The organism is Streptomyces diversicolor (genome assembly GCF_057537855.1).
In genome coordinates this window covers 13,112-34,495 of the sequence record NZ_BAAJXA010000068.1, presented here as the reverse complement: position 1 = coordinate 34,495, position 21,384 = coordinate 13,112, and the positions used below count along the sequence as shown (strand labels likewise).

The 21,384-nt window shown below is 69.2% G+C and carries 19 protein-coding genes; 4 read left to right on the top strand and 15 right to left on the bottom strand.

The genetic code is table 11. The features are described from left to right. Positions 1-775 precede the first annotated feature (775 nt). The 6 genes from AC27LF_RS42950 to AC27LF_RS42925 form a co-directional block, all read right to left on the bottom strand. On the bottom strand, positions 776-1,933 hold the full coding sequence (locus AC27LF_RS42950; protein WP_479664643.1) for an acyl-CoA dehydrogenase family protein: 1,158 nt from the start codon (positions 1,931-1,933) through the stop codon (positions 776-778). A gap of 275 nt (positions 1,934-2,208) precedes the next feature. After that, positions 2,209-2,925: a nitroreductase gene (locus AC27LF_RS42945; protein ID WP_479664642.1), complete on the bottom strand. Its 717-nt coding sequence runs from the start codon at positions 2,923-2,925 to the stop codon at positions 2,209-2,211. 17 nt (positions 2,926-2,942) lie between these two features. After that, positions 2,943-3,917: an NADPH:quinone oxidoreductase family protein gene (locus tag AC27LF_RS42940; protein ID WP_479664641.1), complete on the bottom strand. Its 975-nt coding sequence runs from the start codon at positions 3,915-3,917 to the stop codon at positions 2,943-2,945. A gap of 107 nt (positions 3,918-4,024) precedes the next feature. Beyond that, on the bottom strand, positions 4,025-4,807 hold the full coding sequence (locus tag AC27LF_RS42935; RefSeq protein ID WP_479664640.1) for an enoyl-CoA hydratase-related protein: 783 nt from the start codon (positions 4,805-4,807) through the stop codon (positions 4,025-4,027). Further along, positions 4,804-6,348: an AMP-binding protein gene (locus AC27LF_RS42930; protein WP_479664639.1), complete on the bottom strand. Its 1,545-nt coding sequence runs from the start codon at positions 6,346-6,348 to the stop codon at positions 4,804-4,806. The genes AC27LF_RS42935 and AC27LF_RS42930 overlap by 4 nt, the downstream gene beginning before the upstream one ends. Before the next feature lie 14 nt (positions 6,349-6,362). After that, complete coding sequence (locus AC27LF_RS42925; protein WP_479664638.1) at positions 6,363-7,736, bottom strand: MFS transporter; 1,374 nt, start codon at positions 7,734-7,736, stop codon at positions 6,363-6,365. A gap of 338 nt (positions 7,737-8,074) precedes the next feature. On the opposite strand from AC27LF_RS42925, the gene AC27LF_RS42920 reads away from it, so the two are divergent. Continuing rightward, entirely contained in the window at positions 8,075-9,259 is a 1,185-nt protein-coding gene (locus AC27LF_RS42920) for a thiolase family protein (protein WP_479664637.1), read from the top strand. A gap of 32 nt (positions 9,260-9,291) precedes the next feature. Then, on the top strand, positions 9,292-10,053 hold the full coding sequence (locus tag AC27LF_RS42915) for a 3-hydroxyacyl-CoA dehydrogenase (protein ID WP_479664636.1): 762 nt from the start codon (positions 9,292-9,294) through the stop codon (positions 10,051-10,053). Positions 10,054-10,281: 228 nt separating this feature from the next. Here the strand turns inward: AC27LF_RS42915 and AC27LF_RS42910 are convergent, their stop codons facing one another. The 5 genes from AC27LF_RS42910 to AC27LF_RS42890 form a co-directional block, all read right to left on the bottom strand. Next, positions 10,282-10,983: a TetR/AcrR family transcriptional regulator gene (locus AC27LF_RS42910; protein WP_479664635.1), complete on the bottom strand. Its 702-nt coding sequence runs from the start codon at positions 10,981-10,983 to the stop codon at positions 10,282-10,284. A 324-nt stretch (positions 10,984-11,307) separates the two neighbouring features. Further along, positions 11,308-12,462: an acyl-CoA dehydrogenase family protein gene (locus tag AC27LF_RS42905; protein WP_479664634.1), complete on the bottom strand. Its 1,155-nt coding sequence runs from the start codon at positions 12,460-12,462 to the stop codon at positions 11,308-11,310. A gap of 32 nt (positions 12,463-12,494) precedes the next feature. After that, complete coding sequence (locus AC27LF_RS42900) at positions 12,495-13,256, bottom strand: enoyl-CoA hydratase (RefSeq protein WP_479664633.1); 762 nt, start codon at positions 13,254-13,256, stop codon at positions 12,495-12,497. Between the two features lie 15 nt (positions 13,257-13,271). Continuing rightward, positions 13,272-14,366 (bottom strand): CaiB/BaiF CoA transferase family protein, encoded by a 1,095-nt coding sequence (locus AC27LF_RS42895; RefSeq protein WP_479664632.1) that lies wholly within the window; start codon positions 14,364-14,366, stop codon positions 13,272-13,274. Continuing rightward, entirely contained in the window at positions 14,363-15,784 is a 1,422-nt protein-coding gene (locus AC27LF_RS42890; RefSeq protein ID WP_479664631.1) for a 4-hydroxyphenylacetate 3-hydroxylase N-terminal domain-containing protein, read from the bottom strand. The genes AC27LF_RS42895 and AC27LF_RS42890 overlap by 4 nt, the downstream gene beginning before the upstream one ends. A gap of 176 nt (positions 15,785-15,960) precedes the next feature. Between AC27LF_RS42890 and AC27LF_RS42885 the strand changes: the two genes are divergently transcribed. Beyond that, positions 15,961-16,932 (top strand): NAD(P)H-dependent flavin oxidoreductase, encoded by a 972-nt coding sequence (locus AC27LF_RS42885; protein ID WP_479664630.1) that lies wholly within the window; start codon positions 15,961-15,963, stop codon positions 16,930-16,932. Positions 16,933-16,938: 6 nt separating this feature from the next. Here AC27LF_RS42885 and AC27LF_RS42880 read toward each other — a convergent pair whose 3' ends face one another. From AC27LF_RS42880 to AC27LF_RS42870, 3 genes are all read right to left on the bottom strand, one after another. Next, a complete protein-coding gene (locus tag AC27LF_RS42880; protein ID WP_479664629.1) occupies positions 16,939-17,631 on the bottom strand; it encodes a TetR/AcrR family transcriptional regulator in 693 nt (230 codons plus the stop codon). 12 nt (positions 17,632-17,643) lie between these two features. Continuing rightward, positions 17,644-17,805, bottom strand: coding sequence for a tannase/feruloyl esterase family alpha/beta hydrolase (locus tag AC27LF_RS42875; protein ID WP_479664628.1), 162 nt, complete (start codon positions 17,803-17,805; stop codon positions 17,644-17,646). 78 nt (positions 17,806-17,883) lie between these two features. Next, positions 17,884-19,077 (bottom strand): serine hydrolase domain-containing protein, encoded by a 1,194-nt coding sequence (locus AC27LF_RS42870; RefSeq protein ID WP_479664627.1) that lies wholly within the window; start codon positions 19,075-19,077, stop codon positions 17,884-17,886. Between the two features lie 95 nt (positions 19,078-19,172). Here AC27LF_RS42870 and AC27LF_RS42865 point away from each other — a divergent pair, with 95 nt between their 5' ends. After that, on the top strand, positions 19,173-19,787 hold the full coding sequence (locus tag AC27LF_RS42865) for a TetR/AcrR family transcriptional regulator (RefSeq protein WP_479664626.1): 615 nt from the start codon (positions 19,173-19,175) through the stop codon (positions 19,785-19,787). Between the two features lie 50 nt (positions 19,788-19,837). On the opposite strand, the gene AC27LF_RS42860 is transcribed toward AC27LF_RS42865, so the two are convergent. Further along, positions 19,838-21,367, bottom strand: coding sequence for a carboxylesterase/lipase family protein (locus AC27LF_RS42860; protein ID WP_479664625.1), 1,530 nt, complete (start codon positions 21,365-21,367; stop codon positions 19,838-19,840). Positions 21,368-21,384: the final 17 nt, after the last annotated feature.

The window sequence follows — 21,384 nt, the reverse complement described above, 5'->3', positions numbered from 1 at the left end:
TGCCGTGGAATTGCGTCGAGTGTCGTTGAGAGAGGGCTTTATGGGTGCTGTCTGGCACGGTGGGGTCGTCTCGCAAAGACGTGGACGCCACCCAGGCCCGCAAAAACCACGGGCGGCATCCGGAACCAACCTCCATCGGCGCCGGCAAGATCTCCAGGACGGCCATCCTGAAGGCCCTTTTCTGCCCGGCCCCGGGCGGAGGCAGGCGTCTCCATCGCAGCTCGACCGAGGTCGAACCAGAGCACCGCCAGAGCCGCCCACTCTTGATCCACACCGGCCAGCTCAGTTGCAGAGGCCGATGCCTCTGACTGCCTCTGAGCGGCCCGGGTCTCTCTGTCGTGGCGACATGGTCCGGAAGGGGCTCACCGGGGCGCAATAGGGCTTCTGTCTCGCGGAAGCCTCGATATAAAAGGCCTGTTCAGAAGGCTGAGCTGGCTATGGCCTCTGCTGGTGGTAGCCGTCAATACCTCTCTGGCCAGTGCCGACGCGGGATACAGAGGCTGGGCGGGCGGCGTTGGCCTGGGCATGGTCCGGATCTTGATTGCGTGTTCGGCCAAGTCGCGTTCGCGGGTGGGCTCCGCCCATGGCCGTGTGCATCCGGGGAGTCACGGCAGACAGCGACCCCACCCGCAAGCCCTAGAGGCGTCCTGCACCAGCACCGCTCCGGCGAACCCACCCATGCCGATCCGCGGGAGGCTGGGTACTGCGTGACATCGGCCTCGACTGGCCACGGTACCGGCAGAACGCGGTCCGGGGCAGTGGCGCGTTCCTGGAGCTACAGCCCCATGTCCTTGGCAATGATCGACTTCATGACTTCGCTGGTTCCGCCGTAGATTCGGTTGACGCGGGTGTCGGCGTACATGCGGGCGATCGGGTACTCCAAGACGTAGCCGTAACCGCCGTGCAATTGAAGGCACTTGTCGATGACCCGGCCGGCGACCTCGGTGCCGAACAGCTTCACCCGGGCGGCATCGGCAGCGGTGAGCTCGCCGGCCTCCTCCAGATCGAGCGCCCGGTCGCACAGCGCCTCGGCGGCGGCCACCTCGGTCTCGCACTCGGCGAGGACGAACTTGGTGTTCTGGAAGTGGGCGACCGGCTTGCCGAAGACCTGGCGTTCGCGCACATAGTCCGTGGCGAACATGATTGCGGCGCGGGCGCGGGATATCGCCTCGGTGCCGATGGCCAGGCGTTCGCGCACCAGGTTCTGGCCCAGGTGCTCGAAGCCCCGGCCCTCCTCGCCCAGTAGGTTCTCCACCGGCACCTTGACGTCGACGAAGGAGAGTTCGTTGGTGTCGGACGAGCGCATGCCGATCTTCTGCAGCTTGCGGCCGAAGGAGAAGCCCTCGCTGTCGGTGGGGACTGCCAACAGACTCAGACCGGCACGGCGGTTGTCCGGGTCGGCCGGGGAGGTGCGAGCGACGACCACGCACAGTTCGGAGTTGCGGGCGCCGGTGATGAAGGTCTTGGAGCCGTTCAGAATGTAGTGGGTTCCGTCCTCGGAGAGGTCGGCGGTGGTGCGAATGCCGGCGAGGTCGGATCCGATGTCGGGTTCGGTCATGGCGATGCACAGCATGATGTCGCCGGTGGCGATGCCGGGCAGCCAGCGCTTCTTCTGTTCCTCGTCGGCCAGGTTGAGCAGGTACGGCAGGACGATGCCCGTGCTCAGCGTGTAGTGGCCGAGCATGACGCCTGCGTTGGCGCATTCCTCGTCGATGACGGCCTGGTACTTGTACCCGGGGTCCCCCGGGCCGCCGTACTCCTCGGGGATGCCGAACCCCATCACTCCCAGCGCGCCCAGCTTGCGGAACAGCTCACGCGGCGGGAGACCAGCCTCCTCCCAGTCGGCGAAGTGAGGCACGACCTCGTTGGCGACGAAGTCCCGGATCACGGCCCGGAATGCCTCGTGCTCCTCGTTGAAGACCTTGCGCTTCATCAGTTCTGCTCGTTCCTGTGATGCGGGCGGACGGTGGTGACGGTGCGGGGTCCCAGTGACCCTGTCTGCGGCGATTCGCTGTCCCTGCGACAAGCGGAACTCGCGTGCGCTTGACGGGCTGCCCGGTGGCGGACACGGCCGGCTCGGTGCCGAACTCGGCCGTGCGCCTACACCTTGTGACCTGCGATGAGCGCCGTCGGCACGCCAGGCGTCGGGATAAGCGGGCATGCGGGCAGACCGGAGCGACAACCCTCCGCAGGTTGGGCACCCGACGATCAGTCGTTGATCGTGACGACGGTTTCGCTGATGTCGGCGCGGGTTGTGCGGAAGCAGTTGACCGGATGGGCGGCGTCGGGGTAACCGAAGGAGACCGCGCAAACGATCAGTTGGTCCTCCGGGATCCGGAAGTGGTTGCGGATGTGGTCGGAGTGCATGGCGATCGCGGCCTGCGGGATGGTCGCGATGCCGAGTGAGGCGGCGGAGTTGAGCAGGTTCGCGACGTAGCCGCCGCAGTCGATCGCCCCGTACACACCCTGATCGCGGTCGGTGGTGATGACCGCGACGTGAGGGGCGCCGAAGAACTCGAAGTTCTTCAGCATCTGTGCCTCTCGCGCTGCCAGGTCGGTCTTCTTGATTGCGAGGCTGGCGTAGAGCGCGTAGCCGGCCTCCCGGCGGCGGTCCCTGTACACCCCGCGGTATCGAGCAGGAGCCTCCAGGTCGGAGACCTGCTGGTGGGTGCGCGCGTGCTCGGTCAGGCTCTTGGCGAGGCGCCGGGTCGCCTCACCCTTGGTCAGGTAGACGTGCCAGGGCTGGGTGTTGCACCAGGACGCCGTCCGCTGCGCCATGCTGAACATCTCGGCGATGACGTCATCCGGAACGTGGTTCGGCAGGTAGGCGCGACAGCTCCATCGCTGTTGGAGCAGCTTCTTGAATGCGTCGGCTTGGGTGGGTTCCGTCGTTCCGGGCTCGTCGGGGTTCTCTGCGGTACTCATACGGATGCCTTCCGGAATCACGGGTGCAGGACGTACTTGCCGAGTGCTCGGCGTTCGGCGAAGAGCTGGAGCACCCGGCCGGCGTCGGCCAGCGGTGCGGTCGAGGGCTGACCAGGGTGCAACTCACCGCGGCTGATCCTGGCGAGGACATCCGCGAGCAGGATCGCGTTACCGTTGGCGCCGCCTGCTTCACGCGACCAGTCGCCCCAGTCGACGCCGACGATCGTGCGGTTGCGCAGCAACACGATGTTCGTCGGCAGTCGTGGAATGTCGCCGGAGGCGAATCCGAGTACGCAGAACCGCCCATCGGTCGCCAGCGCCCGTAGCGCGCTTTCGGATGCGGGCCCGCCCACCGGGTCGATGACCACATCGGCGCCGTCGCCGGTAGCGGCGCGGATGTTGTCCTTGAGATGGTCGTAACCAAGTGTCACTTCGGCTCCGGCGGCCTTGGCCGCGGCGCGCTTGTCCTCCGTGGACGCGACTGCGATGACATGGGCACCATGGCTGTGTGCCACGTCGATCGCGGCCTGGCCGATGCCGCCGCCGGCACCCAGTACGACGACGTGCTCGCCGGGCTTGATCGTGACGCGATGGGTGGTGGCGAACACCAAGGTCAGGTAGCTCTCCATGGATGCTGCGGCGATGTCGGCGGTCACACCGGACGGCAGCGGGACGACGACACTGGCCGGGACGGCGACGTGCGAGGCGTATCCGCCGAAGTCACTCAGCACCGTCGCCACCACGGTCCCGAGACGCGGGGTTTCGACGTCTTTGCCGACCGCGATGACACGGCCCGCCACGCAGCTGCCCGGGGTGAACGGCAACGGCGGCCGAACCTGATAGGCCCCGCGGACGATGAGTCCGTCGACGAAGCTGACACCGACGGCCGTCAGCTCGATGAGCACCTCGCCGGGTTGCGGCTGCGGTGTGGGCTCCTCCAGGATCCGCAGGGCCGGCGGATAGCCGAACTCCGCACAGATCACGCGTCGCATACGTACCTCCGATGTCGATGGTCGAGTTCGTGCGCCCTGCTGTGGGCGGCGCCCCGGTGCAGGCGCGCGCTGGGCGCGGCGGACGGGTGGGGGAGCGGCGCTGAGTGTCAGCGGCCGAGCCAGTTGGGGGTTCGCTTCTCCAGGAATGCGGAGATGCCCTCGCGGTGATCCTCGGAGTCGAGAATGGTTTCGAGTGCGTGCTGGGTGGCCTCCCATCCGAGGTCATCCGTCTCGCCGGCGACCCGGTCCACCGCGGTGAGGGCCGCGGTCACCGACAACGGCGAGTTCTCACAGACCTGCTCGGCCAGCGTGATGGCGGCCGCCTCCGCTTGCCCGTCGTCCACGAGGTCGTTGACCAGCCCGAGCTGGTAGGCCCGCGAGGCCGGCAGGGGGCGGCCGGTCAGCAGCATCTGCTTGGCCACCGGCAACGGCAGTGACCGCCAAGTCCGGAACAACCCTCCGCAGGTGGCCACCAGGCCCCGGGACACCTCCGGCAGACCGAACTGGGCCGACCGGCCCGCGACGACCATGTCGCAGGCCAGCACCAGCTCGAAGCCGCCCCCGAAGGCGATGCCCTCGACCGCGGCGATCAGCGGGGTGGAGCGCTTCCTGCGGACGACGCCGTACGACCCTCCACGCGGTGTCGGGTCCCCGGCTCCGACCGCGAGATCGGTCCCGGCCGAGAACACCCGCTCACCGCCGGTGAGGATTCCGCACCGGAGATCTGGATCGTCGTCAAGGTCGTTCAGGGCGGAGTCCAGCGACGCCGTCATCTCCGGGTCGATGGCGTTGCGCTTGGCTTCGCGCCGCATCCGGATGACAAGGATGTGACCGTGCCGTTCCACAGCGACCCTGGCTTCGGCCTCAGGGCGGATCGACTTCCGGTTCATCGGTACCGCTCCTTGAGCTCACGCTTGAACAGTTTGCCCGTGGGTGACCGCGGGAGCTGGTCGGCGAAGTCGAGGCCGCGGGGGCATTTGTAGAGTGAAAGGTGCTGCCGGCACCAGTCGATGAGCTGCTCGGCCACCTCGTGGCTCTCGGTGCAGCCCGGGCGGAGCTGGACCACGGCGTGAACGACCTCACCCAGTTCGTCGTGCGGGATGCCGAAGACCGCGGCGTCGGCCACGTCAGGATGCTCGATCAGGACGTTCTCGGCTTCCTGAGGGTAGATGTTCACCCCGCCGGACAGGACGAGATCGGCGCGGCGATCAGCCAGGTAGAGGTAGCCGTCGGCGTCGAGGTGGCCGAGGTCGCCGACGGTGGCCCAACCACGATCGTTGCGCGACTCGGCGGTCTTGGCAGGGTCATTGAGGTATTCGAACGGCAGGCCGCCTTCGGACCAGACCGTCCCGATCTCGCCCGTCGGCAGCTCCGCGCCGGTCTCGTCGAGGATGTGAGGCCGTCCGACCAGCGCCCGCCCGACCGAGCCCGGGTGCGCGAGCCATTCCTTCGAGTCGATCGCGGTGAACAGATAGTTCTCGGTGGACGAGTAGTACTCGTGCACGATCGGCCCGAGCCAGTCGATCAGGGCCCGCTTCGTCCCGGCCGGGCAGGGCGCCGCCGCATGCACGACGACCCGCAACGACGACATGTCGCGTTGCGCGCGCGATTCAGCGGGGAGCTTGAGGATCCGGGTGAGCATGGTCGGCACCATCTGGGTGTGGGTTACGCGGTAGCGGTCGATGAGTTCGAGCGCGGCCTCGGCGTCGAAGCGCTCCATGATCACCGCGGTGCCGCCGTAGCGGTGCACCGTCATGCAGAAGCGCAGTGGCGCGGCGTGGTACAAGGGGGCGGGGGAGAGGTAGACCGCGTTCCTGCCGAGGCCCCAGCGCTCGTGCAGCAGGGTGGCGACGCCGGGCGGGGTGCCCAACGGGGCCAGCGACAGGTTCGACGCGACGCCCTTCGGCCGACCCGTCGTGCCCGACGAGTAGAGCAGGTCGACGCCCTCCCGCTCCTCGGGCGCGGCTGCTGGGGCGGCGGTCACGGCCTCGGCCAGCTCCTCGAATCCCTCGGCCGCGGGCCCGGTGTTGAATCGGAGTTCGACGCCGGGCGCTTCCTTCAGCGCGGCTGCGGCCCGGTCGAGTCGGGCCGGGCTCGTGACAAGGGCACGAGCCCGGGAGTCGCGCAGTATGTACGCGGCCTCAGTGGGTTCGAGCCGGACCGGCAGACCGACGTAGCGCAGGCCGCACCGTTGTGCTGCCCACGCCACCGGGAGGTAGTCGGCCGTGTTCTCCATCAGAAGCGCGACGCAGTCCCCGTGCCGAAGTCCGCGGGACCACAGCAGGTCGGCGATGGACCGGGACGAGTCGACCAGCTCACCGTAGGTCACCACCTGTCCGGAGCCGGCCATGATGAACGCCGGTCGTGCGGGATCGGTGTGCGCCACCGCGTCGGGGAAGGGGGCCTCGGGCGAGAGCGTAGTGGTGTGCACGAGTTGCTCCAGGGTCAGCGGGCGGCGACGGCTTCGGGTTCGTCGGACGCGGCATGGCTGGTTGTCGAGTGGTAGCGGCGGCGGATGATCAGCCGCAGGCAGAGCAGGGAGGCCGCGGCGAGAAGGGTGACGAGCAGGCCGACCCGCCAGGCGTTGGCGGAGGCACCGTTGATCAACGCCACAGTGACAAAGGGCCCGAAGCCACCGATGATCCCGGCGATCTGATAGCCGAGCGAGGCGCCGGAGGAACGGACCTCCGGCGGGAAGAGCTCGGCGATGAGCGTGCCCTGAGTTCCGGTCTGCAGTGACATGGCGATGCCGGCGCCCACAACCGCCAAACCGAACGGCCAGACCTGGTCGGGCCCCGACGCGGGGATCAGCAGCCACATCGGCACCCCCCAGACCAGCATCGCGGCGGATCCCAGACCGAAGATCAGCTTGCGGCCGAAACGGTCCGACAACCAGCCGAAGAACGGTACCAACGGCATCATGAGGGTGCAGGCGATCAGAACCCAGGTCAGAGCCGCGGTACGCGTGATGTCACGGTAGGTCGTCACGAACTGCACCGAGCCGGCGACCGTCACCTGGAAGAGGACCACGCCCACGGTATTCGCACCCGCCGCCGTCAGGATGGCGCCCGGGTTGCGACGGACCGCATCCAGAAACGCGGAGCGCCGAGCCGCGGGCTGCGCGGCTGCCCTCGCCGCGACCGCCTTGAACTCCGCGGTCTCCTCCAGGAAACGGTGGATGGCGAAGGCGATCGGAAGCATGACCAAGCTGATCCAGAAGGGGATCCGCCACACCCAGTCGACGAAGGCGTCGGGCGAGGACGCCGCGGTGGCGATCAGGAACACCACATTGCCGAGCACCGCCCCGATCGGGACGCCGAGTTGAGCGAAGCTGCCGAAGAAGCCGCGCAGGTGCGCGGGCGCGTTCTCGGTCGCGACCAGGACCGCGCTGCTCCACTGTGCCCCGACGGCCAGTCCCTGGCACAGACGCAGTGCTATCAGCAGTGTCGGTGCCAACCACACCACCTCGGAGTTCGGCACGAAGCCGATCAGCGAGGTAGCCACCGCCATGAGGATCATGGCGCTGACCAGCACGGGCTTACGTCCGTGCCGGTCACCCAGCGCGCCGGCCACAACGCCGCCGACGGGACGGGCGACGAAGCCCACGGCCACCGTGGCGAACGAGTTGAGTGCGGAGACAACAGCGTTGTCGGTGGCGAAGAACGTGGTGTTGAAGACCAGCGCGGCAGCGGTGGAGTAGATGAAGAAGTCGTACCACTCCAGCGAGGTCGCGATGGCCGCGGCGAAGGACGCGCGGGCCGAGCGGCGGGGTGGAGCGGCCTCAAAGGCCGCCGGACCGGGATGTGACGGCACTGTCATCTCCGGAGGGGAGGGACCGCAGCGAGAACCGCTACGGCATGGGCGGTGGACTGTGCGGCGGACCATGACTCAACCGGGCCGATCGGGGCGATGCCGAGGGGGAACGGCGCGGCGGTATGGAAGGCGATCGGCAGGCCGGGGCGTCGTAGTGCTCCTGCGGGTGGCGGCTCGGATGTTCATGGCAACTCCCATGAAACCTATCGATCGATAGATCGGGACACTAGGTCTCGTGCGATACCTCGTCAAGAGTCTTGATGGCCGGCGAGGTGCGCCCCTAAGATGCACTATCTATCGATCGATATACCAGAGTCTGAGTTGCACAGTAAAGGGGCGGGACCATGACCAATGCCGTCATCGTGGACGCGGTGCGCACGCCGTCCGGCAGGGGCAAGCCGGGCGGGCAGCTGTCCGGGATCCATCCGACCGAGTTGCTGTCTGAGGTGCTGCGCGCCCTGGTCGCGCGCAACGACCTCGACCCCGCCCTGGTCGACGATGTGATCGCCGGTTGTGTCGGGCAGGTCGGCGAGCAGGCGATGAACATCGCGCGGAGCGCCGTCCTCGGCGCCGGGTTTCCCGAGTCGGTCCCGGCGACGACCATCGACCGGCAGTGCGGATCGAGTCAGCAGGCCGCGAACTTCGCCGCCCAAGGCGTGATCGCCGGCGCCTACGACGTAGTGATCGCGTGCGGGGTGGAGTCCATGAGCCGGGTGCCGATGGGCTCCGCGCTCCAGGGCCGCGAGCCTTTCGGCCCCGGGCTCGCGGCGCGCTACCCCGGCGGGCTGGTCAACCAGGGTGTGGCCGCCGAACTCATCGCCGCCCGCTGGAAGTTCGACCGCGACACACTGGACGCGTATGCCGCGCGGTCGCACGCGCGAGCGGCGGCGGCCGAGGAGTCCGGGGCCTTCGCGAAGGAGATCGTGCCGGTTCGCGGTCCCGAGGGGCGTGCCCTCACCGCCGACGAGACTGTCCGTTCGGGGACGGACGTCACGGGTCTGGCCGCACTGCGGCCGTCGTTCGCCGACGAGACCATCGCCCAGCGCTTCACGGAGATCGAGGACTGGCGTATAACGCCGGGGAACTCCTCGCCGCTCACCGACGGGGCGTCGGCCGTCCTGATCATGAGCGAGGACAAGGCCGCAGCGCTCGGCCTGCGACCGTTGGCCCGGTTTCGTTCCTTCGCCGTCACGGGCAGCGACCCGCTGTTGATGCTCACCGGTGTCGTCCCGGCCAGCCAGCAGGTCCTGACCCGTGCCGGTCTGACGATCGACGACATCGACGCGTACGAGGTGAACGAAGCCTTCGCGCCCGTCCCTCTGCTCTGGCAGCAGGAACTGGGTGCGGACCCAGAGCGGCTCAACCCCCGCGGCGGTGCCATCGCGCTGGGCCACGCGCTCGGGGCATCCGGCGCCCGGCTGCTCACCACCTTGGTCCACCACCTGCAGGCCAAGGGCGGACGCTACGGCCTGCAGACGATGTGCGAAGGCGGCGGCATGGCCAACGCCACCGTCATCGAACGTATCTGACGTCCCCCACCAACGAAATCCCAGGAGAACACGTGAACATCGCAGGCAGCGTCGCCGTCGTCACGGGAGGAGCCTCCGGCCTCGGGCTGGCGACCGTGCGAAAGTTTGTCGAGTTGGGGGCCGGGGTCGTCATCGTCGATCTGCCGTCCTCCAAGGGAAAGCTCGTCGCCGAAGAACTCGGCGAGCAGGTGGCCTTTGCCCCAGCCGACGTCACCAGCGAGGGGGACATGGCAGCCGCCCTCGACCTCGCGCAGTCACTGGGTACCCTCAGGGTCGCCGTGAACTGCGCGGGGATCGGCCCCGCTGCCAGGACGGTCGGCCGGAAGGGCGCGCACCCGCTGGATACGTTCACGAAGACGGTCCAGGTCAACCTGATCGGCACTTTCAACGTGATCCGGCTTGCCGCCGAGCGGATCGCGGGGACAGAGCCGCTGGGCGAGGAGCGCGGCGTCATCGTCAACACCGCGTCCGCCGCCGCTTTCGACGGCCAGATCGGCCAGGCGGCGTACTCCGCCTCCAAGGGCGGCATTGTCGGCATGACCCTTCCGGTAGCCCGTGACCTGGCGAGCCTCGCCATCCGCGTGGTGACCATCGCCCCGGGCCTGTTCCACACCCCGCTTTTCGACACCCTTCCCAAGGAGGCTGTTGCCTCGCTGGGATCCCAGGTCCCGCACCCCGCGCGCCTGGGTGAGCCGAGCGAGTACGCGGCGCTGGCCGCCCACATAGTCGCCAACCCCATGCTCAACGGCGAGACCATCCGCCTCGACGGCGCCATTCGCATGGCCCCCCGGTAGCCCGTTACGTCGCCGCGCCCCGACCTCGTCCCGGGAGGCGACGGCTTGCCGTTCGGCATGCGACTCGCCCACAGCGGAGGCGCTGTCGAGGCCATCGGCGCGCGCACCCTTAAGTCCGCCGGCCAGCGCGAGCGTGCTGCTGGGCCTCCATTTTTCAGATCCCGGTGGATGGCTCGCCCCGTTCCACCCAGTCACGCACCCCATCCGCTCGCACCGTAGCGGCAAGAGTTACTGGTCTATACCTTTTGAAGGCTTCCCGGGCACACGCAACACGAGGGTGTCGAGGGCGAGTGCGACGTAACGCTGTGCGACCTCGGCCTCGCTCAGCGGGCCCTCTGGCCTGTACCAGACGGCGACGGCCTGGCACATCGAGACGATGGCGCGGACGGCCTCTGCCGGATAGGGCGTGTGGAACACACCGTCCGTGATGCCGTCGTCGACGAGGCCACGCAACATCACGGAGAGTTCGTTGCGCTGTGCGATATACCTGTCCCGGTTCTCGGGTTCGAGGTTGCGGACCTCCCCGTCCAGGAATGCCAGCCGCCGCCGATGGGCCATGTACAGCGTGAAGCACTCCACGATGTGTGCGACCTGGTCCTCCGAGCGGTCGCCGGCCTCGGCCAGGGCGTGGCGGCAGCGGACGAGAATGTCGTGCATCGATCCCATGAGGAGGGTGACGAGCAGATCCTGCTTGCTGCCGTGGTGGTAGTACAGGGTTGGGAGGGTCACGCCGACACGGTTGGCGATGGCGCGCACAGAGCCGCCGTGGTAGCCGTGGGCTCCGAACTCCTCAAGGGCGGCTTCGAGGAAGGGGGAGAGCTGCAGCTCTTCGAAGCGGCGCCAGTCGGCTCCCGGATCCGGCTCGAAGCCAAGCTGGGGATCTTCGCGTCGCACCCGGTTCAGCTGCTTCCGGGATGTCTGCGGTGCCACGTGCCTCTCCTTCTTGGCCGGGCGCTGTACGGGCCGGCGGGTTTTCCTCACAGCGGAGACTACAGGCATCGAGGGCTGCCGCCGCCGGAGTCGTCGAGGTCGGAAGAGCGGTGGGCACAGTGCTCAGCGTCCGCTCCAGCGCGGCGGGCGCGTTTCGACGAAGGCCCTCGGACGTTCCAGAGCGTCCGCGCCGGCGCCGACCCACTGCCACGCACGGTCGATCGCGGTCCAGGCTTTTCGGCTCCCAGTCCGGTCCGAGATCGGGGGAGGCGTGGACGAGACGCTTGATGAGGCGGGGGAGCCTTCGTCATCGGTCGGACCTGCTCAGTTCGGCCGGATCAGCTGTCGGCCGATGATCTCTTTCATGATCTCGTTGGTGCCGCCGTAGATGGACTGGACCCGGCCGTCGAGGAAGGCTCGGGCGATCGGGTACTCCACCATGTAGCCGTAGCCGCCATGGAGTTGCAGACCACGGTCGACGACCCGCTGCTGCAGCTCGGTCGCCCACCACTTCGCCTTCGCCGCGTCCTCCACAGTGAGCCGGCTGTCGTTCGACGCGAGCATCGCCCGGTCGATGAACGCCTGGCTGACATCCAGTGCGGTGCGGAGTTCGGCGAGGGTGAAGGCGGTGTTCTGGAAGGAGGCGACCGGCCGGCCGAAGGCCGTGCGTTCCCGGACGTACTCCAAGGTCCAGCCGAAGGCGGCTTCCGCGGCGGCCTGGGCGCTCATCGCGATGGCGAGGCGTTCTCTCGGCAGGCATCGGATCAGGCTGCGAAGCCCGCCACCCAGGAGGCCGAGCAGGTTCGCGGCAGGTACCTTGGCGTCACGGAAGAACAACTCCGCGGTGTCCTGGCCGTGCAGGCCGATCTTCTCCAGCTTCCGGCCCCGGCTGAACCCGGGAGTGTCCCGTTCCACCACGAAGAGGCTGATCCCCTTCGACCCGGCGCAGGGGTCGGTGCGTGCGGCGACGACGACCAGGTCGGCCTGGATCCCGTTGGTGATGAAGGTCTTGGCACCGTTGAGCAGCCAGTGATCGCCGTCGCGTACGGCGGTCGCGCGCATGCCCTGCAAGTCACTGCCCGCGTCGGGCTCGGTCATGGCGACGGCGGAGATCAGCTTCCCGGCGGCGAGCCCCGGCAGCCAGCGTCGCTTCTGCTCCTCGTCGGTGAGTTCGAGGAAGTACGGCATCGCGATGTCCTCGGTGAGGCTGAACCCCAGTTGCACCGAGGCCGCGCCGATCGCCGCCAGTTCCTCCATCACGACCGCGCGGAAACGGATGTCGCGCTCACCGCCTCCGCCGTACTCCTCGGGCACCGCCAGCCCGATGATGCCCTGACGGGCCGCCACCTGCCACAACTGGCGATCGACCAGCCGCTGTTCCTCCCATTTCTGGACGTGAGGTGCGACCTCACGCTCGACGAACTTCCGGACACTGTCACGGAAGGCCTCATGGTCCGGGGTGTACAGATCGCGTTCCACGTGGGGCTCCCTTTCCGGCGCGCGAGCCGGGTCTACTTTCCGGAGAACTCGGGGCGGCGCTTCTCGCGGAAGGCGGCCACGCCCTCCGCGAAGTCCGCGGTGGTGAACAGCCGGGTCTGGCCTTCGCGTTCGACGGTGAGGGCGCGCTCCAGCTGCGGCAGCGACGACGCGTTGAGGGCACGTTTGGTCTGGGCGAACGCCGCCGTCGGTCCATCCGCGAGCTGCCGGGTCAGCCGTTCGACCTCAAGACCGAAGGTGTCGTCGGCTACGGCGTGTGTGATCAGGCCCCACTCCGCGGCGCGGGGCGCGGGGACGCGCTCGCCGAGCATGGCCATGCGGGTGGCGCGCGCACGACCGACCGCCGCCGGGACCAGCAAGGTGGCACCACCGTCGGGCATGAGGCCGACCTGGGCGAAGGCGAGGAGGAAGTACGCCGACTCCCGGGCCACGGTGACATCGGCGGCGAGCGCCAGGGAGCAGCCGACACCGACCGCCGGCCCGCCCACGGCCGCCAGGACGGGGTGGGGGATCTGCCGCAGAGCCAGCACGAGCCGGTTGGCCGCGTCGATCGTCCCGATGTCAGGAAGGTTTCCGGCGAGGTCGGCGCCGGCACTGAACGCAGGCCCCGCCCCGCCGAGCACCACGACCCGGATGCCGCTGTCCTTCCCCGCCATCTCCACAGCATCGGCGGTGAGAGTCAGCATCTCGGTGGTGAGGGCGTTGAGCCGCTCTGGTCGGTTGAGGCAGATGCGCAGCACGGGGCCGTCGCGCTCGACGCGTATGGGCGGTGTCATCAGCGAGCCTGCCTTTCAGGCATTCCAGTCGGCGAGCACGGTCTCGGTGTCGTTGCCGGGCGGCGGGGGAGCGGTCGGAGTCCGCGGAACCGTCCGTGAGAAGCGCGGCGCCGGCGCGGCCTGCAGCACTCCTCCGATCTCCACGTGGGCGCCGCGGGCCGCCAAGTGGGGGTGGCGCGGCACCTCTTTGGGGGCCAGGACCGGGGTGACACAGGCGTCGGTGCCGGCGAAGACCTCGGCCCACTCGTCGCGAGGACGGGTGAGGAAGGTTTCGGCGAGCCGGTCCCGCAGCAGCGGCCATCCGGACCGGTCCCCCTGGTCGGGCAGGGTCTCCTGGTCGAGCCCGAGCCCGGTGAGGAGGGCCCGGTAGAACTGGGGCTCGATGGCCCCGACGGCGACATGGCGGCCGTCCTGACACACGTAGGTGTCGTAGAAGGGGGCGCCGCCGTCGAGCAGGTTGGTACCGCGCTCGTCGGACCAGGAACCCTGGGCCCGCATCGCCCACACCATCTGCAGCAGCACGCCGACGCCGTCCACCATCGCCGCGTCCACGACCTGCCCCTCGCCCGAACGTTCCCGCTCCCACAGCGCGGCGAGGAGACCTGCCAGCAGGAGCATCGAGCCGCCACCGAAGTCGCCGACAAGGTTGAGCGGGGGCACCGGGCGCTCGCCGGGCCGCCCGATGGCGTGCAGGGCACCGGTCAGGCCGATGTAGTTGATGTCATGCCCGGCTCGCAGCGCCATCGGCCCGTCCTGGCCCCACCCGGTCATCCGTCCGTACACCAGACGGGAGTTGACCTGGTGGCAGCGTTCGGGACCGACCCCCAGGCGTTCGGCGACCCCGGGCCGGAACCCTTCTATGAGCACGTCGGCCTTGGCCACAAGCCGCAGCACCAGATCACGGCCCTGGGGCGTCTTGAGGTCGGCCGCCACCGACCTTCGCCCACGCAGCAGGTGGTCCGGCTTGCCGCCGGTGACGTCGAGCCCGCCGTGCGGGCGTTCGACGCGTACGACGTCGGCGCCGAGGTCGGCCAGGACCATCGCGGCATGGGGCCCCGGCCCGATCCCGCCGAGTTCGATGACCCGCAGCCCCGCGAGGGGTCCCGTCATGACGCCGCCCTCCGGCCGAGGTCGAGGCCCGCGAGCCGCGTCACGTAGGCACGAGCGCGGGCAGGGTCGTAGGAGCGGGCGATCTGCATCTTCTCGGCTTCCAACGACCCCTCGGCGTGGGTCGCCAGCACGGCTTGGTAGCCGCCGTAGTCGCGGGCGGTCAGGTCGCCGACGAAATTGAGCAACCGCAACCGCTGTTCGGCCGGGACGGCGGCGGCGTAGTACTTCTCAAGTACGGCGCGGATGTCGGGGTCGGCCCAGTCCTCGCCGCCGGGGCCGGTGACCAGCAGGCCACCGGAGAGGTCCATCAGCTTGGCGACGGCGTCGTGGAAGCCGTGCGCGAAGGTGTACTTGGCGGTGTTGACCGCGAGCGGGTCGGGCTGCTGGATGCCGTGCTGTCCGGGCCGCGACCGGGCCGCGGCCAGCTCGGCGAGTCCGCGGACCGTCTCGGCGTAGGCGATCAACTGGGCGATCTTGTCCCTGACATGTCCGGCGCGGCTGATGCCGTTGTACTCGGCGATGAGCGAGGCCGACCCGACGAGGACGTCCAGCAGCGGCAGCTTGTAGGTGACGGCCGTGAACCGGTGGTAGTCGACGAACGCGATTGCCAGCGGCCCGGCCAGCCCGGGACGGCGGTTGAGGAAGACCCGGTCCTTGGGCACGCGGACGTCGTCGAACACGGTCAGGCTTTCGAGCAGCTTGTGCTTGGAGGAGAGCGGGAACTCGAAGTCGTTGCGCTCTCCGGCCGAGTACGGCGAGACGTACAGACGCAGACCGGGGGTGTCGACGGGGATCGCGAACGAGACCGCGTAGTCGCGGTCCTCCGGTCCCATGGCGCGGGTGGGGAGGACGATCAGCTCGTCGGCGTTGGCGGAGAAGGAGGTGTGGCACTTGGCTCCGCGCACGGTGATCGACTCCGCGTCCTCGTCGACGACGTGGAGGTAGAGGTCGGGGTCGGCCTGCTGGTGCGGCGGAAGGGAGCGGTCGCCCTTGACATCGGTCTGCGCCACCGCGAGCGCCAGGTCGTTGTCGCACACGTACTGGTGGTAGGCCCGCGCCTTGTCCAGGTCGGCCCCGTCCAGCGTCCGGAGCAGGGCGAACAGGGCGTCGCTGCCCACCTCCTTGAGGACGATCGTGCCGGCTCCGAGGGAGGACACGGTCTCGATGAGCTCACCCCGGGCGCGTAGGTCCTCGGCCGTCCGCGGGACCTTGTAGAAGGCCGAGTAGGCACCGGAAGGTCCCTGGGCGACGGAGAGTTCCGGGTGCGAGTCGGTGATGCTGTAGCAGAGCGCCGAGTGGTCGACCGCGGGGGACAGCTCGGGGTCGTTCACGACGTCCGGAACGTGGCGCCCGCGGTAGAGGACAGTCCTGCCGTCACGCAGGCCCTCGCGGTACTCCTTGACGGTACGCAAAGTCATCCGATCGTTCTCTCTGTGTCTGGGCGGCCGATCGATCTATCGATCGATATAGATCCCAGCCTTCGCCGGGCGGCGGCAAGGTGAGGGATCTGCCCATGATGCTATCTATCGATCGATAGAGACGCTAGCGTGTCCGGAGGATTGTGCGGATTCGAAGAGCGGAAGGGGACCCGGCCATGGTGCGGACACGGTTCTGCGAGGTGTTCGGAGTGGAGCACCCGATCGTCCAGGGCGGCATGCAGTGGGTGGGCCGCGCCGAGTTGGTCTCGGCGGTGGCCGACGCCGGCGGGCTGGGGTTCATCACCGCCCTGACCCAGCCGACCCCCGAGGACCTGGCCAAGGAGATCGCCCGCTGTCGGGACCTGACCGACAAGCCCTTCGGGGTGAACCTGACCATCCTTCCGTCGATCACCCCGCCGCCGTATGCGGAGTACCGGGACGTGATCGTCGAGTCGGGGGTGCCGGTGGTGGAGACGGCCGGGGCCAACCCGGCCGAACACCTTCCGGTGTTCCACCGGGGCGGAGTGAAGGTGCTGCACAAGTGCACCAGCGTCCGCCACGCGGTGAAGGCACAGGAACTGGGCGTGGACGGCATCTCGATCGACGGCTTCGAATGCGCCGGCCACCCGGGGGAGGACGACATCCCCGGCCTGGTGCTGATCCCCGCCGCGGCGAAGGAGATCACCATCCCGATGATCGCCTCCGGTGGATTCGCCGACGCCCGCGGGCTGGTCGCGGCGCTCGCCCTGGGTGCCGACGGCATCAACATGGGCACCCGGTTCCTGGCCACCGTCGAGGCGCCGGTGCACGACAACGTCAAACGGCGCCTGGTGGAGGCGAGCGAGCGGGAGACGGATCTGCTCTTCCGGCCGCTGCGCAACACCGCGCGGGTGGCCCGCAATACGGTCAGCCGGCAGGTCGTGTCGATTCTGGACGCGGGCGGGAAGTTCGAGGACGTCCGCGAACTCGTGGCCGGGGCCCGTGGCCGACAGGTGTACGAGGTCGGCGACCCCGATCGGGGCATCTGGACCGCGGGCATGGTCCAGGGGCTCATCGACGACATCCCGACCGTCGCCGACCTGATCGAGCGCATCGTCACCGAGGCGCACGCGCTCATCGAGGGGCGCCTTGCCGCCGTACTCACCTGAGCGCGTTCAGGTGCGGGGGTCCGGTTCCGCGGTGCGGCCGACTGTGTTCAGGGCGATCGTGACGTACCGCTGGGCGACCTCGGCCTCGGTCAGCGGTCCGTCGGCGCGGTACCACGTGGCGACCGCCTGGCACATGGACAGGACGGCCCGGGCCGCCTCCGTGGGGTAGGCGGTGACGAACACGCCGTCCGCGGCGCCGTCCGTCACGATGCGGCGCAGCATGACCGACAGCTTCTCGCGCTCCGCTCGGTACCGTTCCCGGTTGTCGGGTTCCAGATTCCGGATCTCTCCATCCAGGAACGCCAGGTGGCGCCGGTGGGCCATGTACAGCGTGACGGCCTCGACGACGTGCGCCAACTGGTCTTCGGGCCGGTCGCCCGCCTCTGCCAGAGCGTGCCGGGCGCGTACCAGCACATCGTGCATCGAGCCCATGAGCAGGGCCACCAGCAACCCCTGCTTGCTGCCGTGGTGGTAGTACAACGTCGGCAGGGTCACTCCGACCCGCCCGGCGATGGCCCGTACCGAACCGCCGTGGTACCCGTGGGCGCGGAACTCCTCCAAGGCGGCTCCCAGGAGCGGCGGGAGTTCCAGTTCGTCGTAGTGGCGCCAGCACGGGCCGGGATCAGGCTCGAAGCCGGGCCCGGGCTCGGCGCGCCGCATCCTGTTCGGCTGCTGGGTCCGAGCCGTCTCTCGTACCACGGTGCTCCTTCCTCATGGCCGGTCTCGGTCGGCGTGGCTGAAGTTCTTCGCCTGGTCCATGTCTCCGTGACCTTTGTAGCGCGGCCACAGCGGATACTCGCACAACGGTCGAGTGCGGCCCTCCGGGCGGTACGCGGCGCGGGTCCGTCGTTCTGCTTGTCTGCCCCACCGCATGACCGCTCACTGGAACCGCGGCAAGTTCGTGAGCACCGCACTCGCCGCAGCGCTCGGCTCGGTACCCGGACCCGTTCTTCATCCGCGCTGGTCGGCGAGGCACTGCCGCAGCGTGCGGGCCAGGTCCATGCCGCGTGCGTCCGCGCCGCCGGGGATCGACATGCGGCGGGGGACGTAGCCGTAGCCGAGGCAATGCCACGGGTCGGCGATGCCGAGGGCGCCGCCCGCGCCGTCGTGGCCGAACGACTCATGGCTGCCGCAGCGCAGCCGGTTGGGGTCCGGCTTCTGGAAGACGATGCCGAATCGCGTGGGCAGGCCGAGTATCAGGTCGGTGCCGACGGTCTGGATCTGTGCGACCGTGGCGACCGTCTCCGGCGACAGCAACCGCGGCATGCCGTCGACCTCGCTGATGCACGAGGCGTAGAGCCGGGCGAGGCCCCTGGCGGACCCGACGCCGCCGGCGGACGGCTGGCCGGCGGCGCGTACGCGGGGGTCGTTCGGCAGCAGCTCGGCGAACGGATCACTCACCGCCGCGTTGAAAGCCATTCCGGTCAGGCTGTCCCCGTCCTGCCGTAGGGGGGAGTCCAGCAGGGCGGCGGCCTGCTCCGGAGTGGGCTGTCGAGGGAGCACGTCCACGACGCGTGGCTCCTGCTCCTGCGGCGTCGCGATGAAGAAGTCGATGTCACGGGGATCGCCGATCTCCTCGCGGAAGAACTGGCTGAGGGGCCGTCCGTCGACGCGGCGGACCAGCTCGTCCATGATCGTGCCGATGGTGAGGCCGTGGTAGCCGTGCGCGATGCCCGGATACCAGTGCGGCGTCTGAGCGGCGATCCGCGCGGCCAGGTAGGCGTGGTCCAGGAGCTGGTCCTGAGCGATCTGTGGCTCCAGACCCGGGACGCCGGCCTGGTGGGACAGCGCGATGCGTACCGTGACCGCCGCCTTGCCGCCCTGGGCGAACTCGGGCCAGTAGGAGCGCACCGGCCTGTCGAGGTCGAGCAGGCCGCGCTGGAGCAGGAGTGCGACGCAGACGCCGGCCACGCCCTTGGTGGCCGAGAAGACGCCCTGGATACTGTCCTCAAAGGCATCGGGCCCGCCCCAGATGTCGACGACGGTCCGGCCGTCCACGTAGGCGCAGAACTGTGCGGAGTAGCTCGGGTCATCGGCGATGACCCGAGCCATCTGCTCGCTCACCGCGCTGAAGCCCGGGGCGACGAAGCCCTGGACGGTCCCGGCGTCGGTTCGGACACGCGCGCGGGTGGTGTCAGTGGACATGGGGTTCTCCTTCGGTGGTGGTCGGTCGGGGGAACACTATGAGCCGACCGAGCGGTCGCTAGGTTTCTGGAAGCGGTGCGCGATACGGTGTCCGCATGACGAGGACGTCTCCACCGTTCCGGGGTGAATACGCGAACAGCGCAGCTCGACGACGGGAGATCATCGACGCGGCAGTCGAGGTCTTCTCCACGGCGGGCTTCCACAAGGGGTCGCTCAGGGACGTGGCAACCCGCGCCGGACTGAGCCAGGCAGGCCTCCTGCACCACTTCCCGAGCAAGAACCACATCATCGAGGCCGTGCTCACCTGGCGCGACGCGCAAGCGAGGGAAGCCGTCGACGCGGCAAGGCGGGAAGGCGGTCTGGCGTATCTCCGCGCCCTGGTCCTGCTGATCGAGTCCAACCAGCGCGACAGCCCGTCGCTGACCGAGTTGTACGCGGTCCTGTCCGCCGACGCGACGTCCCGTGACCACCCGGTGCACGGCTACTTCGAAGAGCGTTACGCATGGGTCATGGCGTCCGTGCAGAAGTCGTTCGAGGAGATCGCCGAAGCCGGTCAACTGCGCCCGGGCGTGGCCCCCGTTGACGCCGCTCGGTGGATGCTCGCCCTGGTGGACGGCTTGCAGATCCAGTGGCTCTACGACCGCGGCGGGGTCGACATGGCCGGTGAGGTGCGCCGCTTCCTCCAGACACTCCTGGCCGTCGAGCTGTAGTGCCACGACAACAGGCGGCACAGCTACCGCGGTTGGTCCACGGGAAGCCCTCACCGCAGCGGTTCGCGCGGAGGGCTCCCCAGCGGGCCGCTCATGTTCACGTCCGGGGGAAGCCGCAGATCCGGGCCGTGGGGAGTGCCGAAGGCGCGCACGGATTCGGTGGAACTCCACGGCTCCCAGCCCGGATCACCGGTGTGGGCGAAGGCGACCCACGCACGCATCATGTCGCGCGAAACCTGGTGCCGCCCTAGGTGGCGACCGGTCAGCGGAATCCGGTCGACCGTGCCGAACACGTAGGCGAGATCGAGGGAGTGCGTCGCGCCGAGCAGCCCGCCGAGGACCTCGGTGGGCTGCCGGAACTCGTAAGCCCACACACCGTCGGCCTTCGATGCGGCCAGATCGGCGATCCTGCGCGCCGGCTCCTGGAACATCAGCTGACTCATGCGCCGTCCTAGCAGCAGGTGCGGTGCCTCGTGCGGGAACCGCGCGGCGAGGTCGGCGTAGGTGAAGCCGTCGGCGTCCGCCACGGCGTCGACGCGGGAGGCTGCGTCCTGCGGCCGCATGCCGGTCGTGTATGACGGGTCCGCGGCCAGCATGAAGGTGGACTCGTGCGACGTCCACCCGATCAGGAGCCGCTTGCCCCGTACGCCCTCGGCCGCCTCGTCGCCGAACGCGTCACCCGGCAGGTCGTCGGGGTCGTGGGCGGGACCGAACCCGGTGAGCGAGGCCGGCCCGGTGCCGCGCAGCACCGCTGCCTGTGCGTCCAGGAGACGGTCCGTCGGCGCTGCGCGGAGTTCGCCGACCGAGGCGAATCCGGCGAGATCCATCGTCCGAGCGCGGAGCGCGGCGGCACTCGCCGCGGTGCACTGCCGCCCGAACGGCCCGCTCATCATGATGGAGCGCGCGAAGAGATCGCGGGCGCGGGGCATGGCGTGCAGCGCCGCGACCTTCCCGCTGCCGCCCGACTGACCGCAGACGGTGACCCGTCGGGGGTCGCCGCCGAAGGCGCGGATGTTGCGCTGGACCCATTCGAGCGCGGCCACGATGTCCAGCACGCCCGCGTTGGCGGAACCGGCCTCGCCCATCTCCCGTAGGTCGAGAAAACCGAGGAGGCCGAGGCGGTGGGTGACCGTGACGACGACCAGCTCTCCGGCGGCGGCCAGCACGTCCCCGTTGAAGGACATCTCGTTCCCCGAGCCGAAGGTGTACCCGCCTCCGTGGAGCCAGACGAGGACCGGCAGTGAGTCGTCCTGCCGGCCGGAGGGTGCCCAGATGTTCAGCCGGAGGCAGTCCTCGTCGACGGCCGAGCCCTCCGTGGGGCCGCCGGCGCGCGGCATGAGGAGCGTGAGCAGCGGGGCGAGGTGGGCCGCGGCACTCAACCGCAGGTCGGTCTGCGGCGCCGAAGGACCGAAGGTCAGGGCGTCGCGGATCCCGTCCCAGGGCTTGACGGGCTGTGGGGGCCGGAAGCGGTTCTCCCCGCCCGTGTCGGCCCCGTAGGGGACACCGAGGAAGCTGACGACCGCCGCGTGGTCGATGCCGCGCAGCGTCCCCTCCTCCACGGCCGCGTGGACGTAAGGCATGGTCGGTGACCTTTCAC